The organism is uncultured Rikenella sp. (genome assembly GCF_910577125.1).
Classification (GTDB): Bacteria; Bacteroidota; Bacteroidia; order Bacteroidales; family Rikenellaceae; genus Rikenella.
In genome coordinates, this window is record NZ_CAJTMN010000117.1 from 1 (window position 1) to 5,698 (window position 5,698).

Annotated in this window: 2 protein-coding genes; one reads left to right on the forward strand and one right to left on the reverse strand. The window is 59.7% G+C overall.

The window, feature by feature from the left end:
* Positions 1-1,748: 1,748 nt before the first annotated feature.
* Entirely contained in the window at positions 1,749-2,669 is a 921-nt protein-coding gene (locus tag QZ292_RS09315; RefSeq protein WP_294600875.1) for a hypothetical protein, read from the reverse strand.
* Between the two features lie 107 nt (positions 2,670-2,776).
* Here QZ292_RS09315 and QZ292_RS09320 point away from each other — a divergent pair, with 107 nt between their 5' ends.
* Positions 2,777-4,099, forward strand: a complete 1,323-nt coding sequence (locus QZ292_RS09320) for an acetyl-CoA hydrolase/transferase C-terminal domain-containing protein (protein ID WP_294600877.1) — start codon at positions 2,777-2,779, stop codon at positions 4,097-4,099.
* The last annotated feature ends 1,599 nt before the right edge of the window (positions 4,100-5,698 follow it).

The window sequence follows — 5,698 nt, forward strand, 5'->3', positions numbered from 1 at the left end:
CCGTTATTACTCTTGTTAGAGCCTAACGCGCGCCACGCCTTAAAAGGGAAATCGTCAAAACTCGCTTGCGAGTTTTGACTGAATTTCCCAAGGCGCGCGAAAAACAGCCCCGCCCCGGGCTGCCGCCACTATGCCTCCGGTGCGCCGAGCGGCACCTGGAACAACGGAGTCAACTGGTCCTCCTCATCCCACAATTCAGGCAACCACGATCGCGGCCCTGCTTTACACTTCAGTACGACAGAGCACTACCCCGGCTATGCACACTATCGCTCCCACGGTTTTCTGTTGCGTTGCCTCTCGGAATAAACGGTGCGTGTCGCACTCACAAATGGCCGGGTCTACCCTAAGGCAGCCTCTACCCTATACCGGCGGCACCGCCCCGGGCTGCCGCGAGAAAGCAACCGGTGTTCCAATAGACGTCGGCAACGCCGGATTCAGCAACTCGTCATCGGTAAGTAATGACAACGGCGGGGTGTGTTTGGGTTTCACCATGACGTACTTCTATTCCAGCAACACAGGCTCTCGCGGCAACGGTCTTCCGTTGCGTTGCCTCTCGGAATAAACGGAAGTACCCCGCCCCGGGCTGCCGCGAGAAAGCAACCGGTGTTCCAATAGACGTCGGCAACGCCGGATTCAGCAACTCGTCATCGGTAAGTAATGACAACGGCGGGGTGTGTTTGGGTTTCACCATGACGTACTTCTATTCCAGCAACACAGGCTCTCGCGGCAACGGTCTTCCGTTGCGTTGCCTCTCGGAATAAACGGAAGAGACCCGCCCCGGGCTTCCGCGAGAGAGCCAATGGCGGGCTGAGCGGCGTCGGCCGCAACGGTTACAGCTGGTCTTCGACGGTCAGCGGTACCGGTGGCATGCACTTGTATTTCAACGTGTCGTGGCTCAATCCCAGCAGCGCGGGCAACCGCGGCTACGGTTTTCAGTTGCGTTGCCTCTCGGAAGAAACGGTACGCAGGGGCCAATGGGATGGAACTACCCTAAGCCTCTACTCCAAACCAAAAAATAGCATGCGCCCCGCAGGGTCGCGCGGGCCGGACGCCTCCCCATCGGGAGGCCCGCAACACGCCGCTCACGCGTCGAAAATTGCGGCACCTCCCGGGCGCCGGCCTGTTCTCAACTCTGCCTCACTCGCAATACAAACGACAGTTCGACGCCAGCGGAGGCGCAACGAGCTCCGCGAAGTTGCAGTCCTCCGCCTGCCGGGGCGTCGGACTGCGCGACCCTAAGGGTCGCAAAAGCTCGGCCACAAGCACCGCCCCGTGTCCGCCTCACTGCGGCTCCGCTATCGCTCCGCCGCATTTGCCGTCGCCCACGGCAATTCTTGCCGGATTGGCTCACCGCCAATCGGCAGAATATGCCCTCTTATGCGGGCGGGCGACGGTATCAAGTTCCGTCCGCGCGCGCCTTGGGAAATCCTGTTCAAACACGACTGCGTGTTTGAACGATTTCCCTTTTAAGGCGTCGGCGCGCGTTTGCTTTGAAGTAATAAAGGCCGCCCGCCGTGGCGCGAACGCGTCCGCCGGGCGGGCGGTGCGTGCCGCACTCCCCATTAGCCGTGGCGGCACAATTCTTCGCCCCGTTCTCTGTTCGCGCGCTCAGACTCCGCAAGACTCAAGCTTCATCCGCGCCGGATAATCGGCCGGCGGCCCGCAACCCCTCTCGCAGACTGCATCCAAAGACAAAAAAGCCTCGCCGAAAATCGGCGAGGCACACAAATATCCTCCATGACAAACTCCTACAACGCCACCATATAGACCCTGCTCGCCGGCAGATCCGGCACGATCAGATAGCCCTTCGTTACCGAAATATCCGCCGGCCCCCGCAGCTCCACCCCCAGATCCAAGACCGTCACCGCATTCTTCCCCTCCGGCGTCAGATCGACAAACCCCACCTCTCCCCCACCGTTTTCCCCCCTCCAATTGCTGAAATAGAGCCTCTTGCCGTCCCCCGACACCGCCACCCCGTCATACTGCCCGAACCGCTCCCCCATCAGATTGACCGGTTCCGCCGTCAGATCCGTCATATTCACCGCATAAATGCCATTCTCCTCCCCCGGCCTCTCCCCCGGATCATACGACGCCACATAGAGCGTCCCCTCATGCTCCGCCAGCCCGTTCGCCCCCGGAATCGTCGCCACCAGCTTCGGTTTCGGCCTCCGCGCCCCCCACACCGCCTCGCAATCCCGCACATCCAGCGCATAGATATGCCCCGTGTTCGTCACCGACACCAGCAGAAAATCTCCCATCGCCACCACATCGTTCACAAACGCCTCCCCCTCCGGAAACGCAATCTTCACCGGCTGCATCCCCGGTTTTTTCAGGTGAAAAACCATCACGCACCCCACATCCGCCACGAACAGACAATCCTCCTTGACCGCCATCCCCTTCGGCGCATTCAGCCCCCCCCTCGCCGGAATCAGAATCCGGTTCTCCTTGTCCAGCGACACGATATATCCCCTCCCCTCCCGATTGAGCGGCGCCAGCGAATCCGTCCCGAAATTCGAGACCAGTATCTCCCCGCTCCTCAACACCAGCGTCCCCTCCGGGAAGCGGATATTTTCCGTCACCGTATAGACCTTCTCCTTCGCCTGCTGCGCCCCGCAGACGCCCATTCCCCCCGCCGCCAGAAGCGCCAGAACCGTGAGCAACCGTTTCATAACCTGTTTCTTTGTTAATTTAAGTTGCAGTAAAGATAATTAGAATTCATAAATTTGTCGGAAACTTCATTTCTGCACCAGAAAAACACACAGAATACCATTCGCTTATGAACAACCCCAACATCCGTATCGTATCGGCTGACGAGGCTGTGAAAGTCGTTAAAAGCGGCGACCATGTCCACCTGAGCTCGGTAGCCAGCGCCCCGCAATGTCTGATCAAAGCCCTTTGCGCCCGCGGCGACCGGGGCGAACTGCGTGACGTCTTCATCCACCACCTCCACACCGAAGGCCCCGCGCCCTATGCCGAACCGAAATACGAAGGCATCTTCCAGTCCGCCCAGTTTTTCGTCGGTAGCAACCTCCGGCGCGCGACCCAGGAGGGGTATGCCGACTATATTCCCGTTTTTTTGAGCGAAACGCAAAAACTGTACCGCTGCGGCGCCCTGCCTATCGACGTGGCCATGATTCAGGTCTCGCCGCCCGACAAACACGGCTACGTATCGCTCGGGACCTCTGTCGACGCCACTTTGGCTGCCGTGGAGTGCGCCCATACCGTGATCGCCGTCATCAACAAATACGTCCCCCGGTCGTTCGGACAAGCCATGATCCGGATATCCGAGATCGACATCTGGTGCGAAGACGACACCCCGCTGATCGAAGCCCCCTTCACCGCCCCGAACGAGATCGAGACCGCCATCGGAAAACACTGCGCCGAGCTGATCGAAGACGGCGCCTGCCTTCAGATGGGCATCGGCGCGATTCCGAACGCCGTGCTCGCGCAGTTGGGCGGCCATAAGAATCTGGGAATCCACACCGAAATGTTCGCCGACGGCGTACTTCCGCTGGTCGAATCGGGCGTCATCAACGGGATGAACAAAGTAACCGACCCCGGCAAGATGGTCTCGACCTTCCTGATGGGTTCCCAAGAGGTCTACGACTTCATCGACGACAATCCCGGCGTCCTGATGATGGACGTGGGCTACACCAACGACCCGCACATCATCTCCCAGAACCCGAACTTCACCGCCATCAACTCGGCCCTTCAGATCGACCTGACCGGTCAGGTCTGCGCCGACTCGATCGGGACGAAACACTACTCGGGCGTGGGCGGCCAGATCGACTTCATCTACGGCTCGTCGCTTTCGAAAAACGGGAAAGCGATCGTCGCCATGCCGTCGAAGACCAACAAAGGGATCAGCAAGATCGCCCCGGTACTCAATCCGGGGGCAGGCGTCGTAACCACCCGCGCACACATGCACTGGTTCGTGACCGAATACGGCGCCGTGAACCTGTACGGCAAGACCCTGCAGGAACGGGCCCGGCTAATCATCAGCGTCGCCGCTCCGGAACATCGCGAAGAGCTGGATCGCGCCGCCTTCGAACGCTTCGGCCCACACCACGCCTATATCAAGATGGAGTGCGGCATGTAGCCCCGTCCGGAAATCTTCCATATTTTATCAGAGACAGCCCTTTCGTCGAACGTTTCGGCGCAAGGGCTGTCTTTTAGGATAAAGCGGAACCTAAGGCGCGCGAACAAAAACTGAGGATTGCAGAGCCTGAGGAGTAGCGTAGCTATCATAAAGTTTTTCTGGTTCTCTTTGTTCACAACCGACGCTGCCAGCGAGCGCAATGCAAACGCAGTTTGCAAATTGCCGAGCGGCGAGGAGGAACCGAGTAGCGTACTGAGGGCAGAGACCACTTGTGGGCTTTGCCGAGGTAGCACGAGGAAGCCGAAGGCAACGCGAAGCCAACGAGAACAGTACCCTCCTGTAGAAAGTCGCCCGCCCGCTTAAAAGGGCATATTCTGCCGGTTGGCGGTGAGCCAATCCGGCAAATTGCCGCGGGCGACGAAGAACCGCGCGCCACGCCTAAAGAAGCGATTCTCTATTTTGACAGTAAGTCAAAATAGAAGGAATCGCGTAAGGCGCGCGAAACGCGGCGGAGCGACAGCGGAGCCGCAGTGAGGCGGACACGGGGCAGTGCTTGGGCTGAAGCTTTTGTCCAGGCTTTGGGCTGAGAGCAAGTAGCGCGATTCGCAGAATCGCCGGGCTTGCGCGCTGGGCCTTCGGCCCACCCCCGGAGCGCGCAGCCCGAACACGACAGATAGTTTGACCGAGTTTTTGCGGTTCGCAGAACCGCGCGGGCCGGACGCCTCCCCACGCGGAGGCCCGCAACTCGCAAAGCTCGTTTTTGGGCCCCGCAGGCTTCGGCCCGACAAACCCCGCCCCGGGCTACCGCCATCGGGGTACGGGCGCTCTGATGGGTGTCGGCAATAACGGTTATAGTTGGTCTTCTGCCGTCCTAGAGATCGAAGGTATGCGTATGCGTTTCGATATGACAAATACTGGGCCGAGCACCTCGGACGACCGCGCCCACGGTTTTCAGTTGCGTTGCCTCTCGGAAGAAACGGAAAAGTCCCGCCCCGGGCAACCGCCACGCGCTCTCGGGCGATCCGGTACTCGTCGGCAGCCTCGGGTTCAACTGGTCTTCTTCTACGAGCGGCACGAGTGGCGTGGACTTGGATTTCAGTTCGCAACACCTCCGACCCGGCTACTCGGATCACCGCGGCCACGGTTTTCAGTTGCGTTGCCTCTCGGAATAAACGGGGCTGGCGGGCACTCCGAAATAGGTTGTCTCTATCATACGCGCGCCTTGGGCAATTCATTCCCTTTCGGCTCATCGCCGAAAGAGTTGAATCGCCTCTTTTGGCGTCGGCGCGCGGTTTGGTTTGAGGGTACTGCGCTCAGGCCGCGCGGGCCCCACGTCCCGTGGACGGGAAATGCTTCGCATTTCCACTTTTCTGCTCAGCCCAAGTTTTCGTTCAGTTCTCTGCCCGCGCGCCTTTGAATCTTGTCCAAACACGACTACGTGTTTGAACGATTTCCCTTCTAAGGCGTGGCGCGCGGTGCCTTCGAGCACTCCGACAGGGCCGCCTCTACCCTAACTGGCTGGAACTGTGCTCGGGCCGCGCGGCCCCCACTTAGTAAGGCAGAAAGAACCCTAACAAAACACCCAACGGGTGCGTGGAC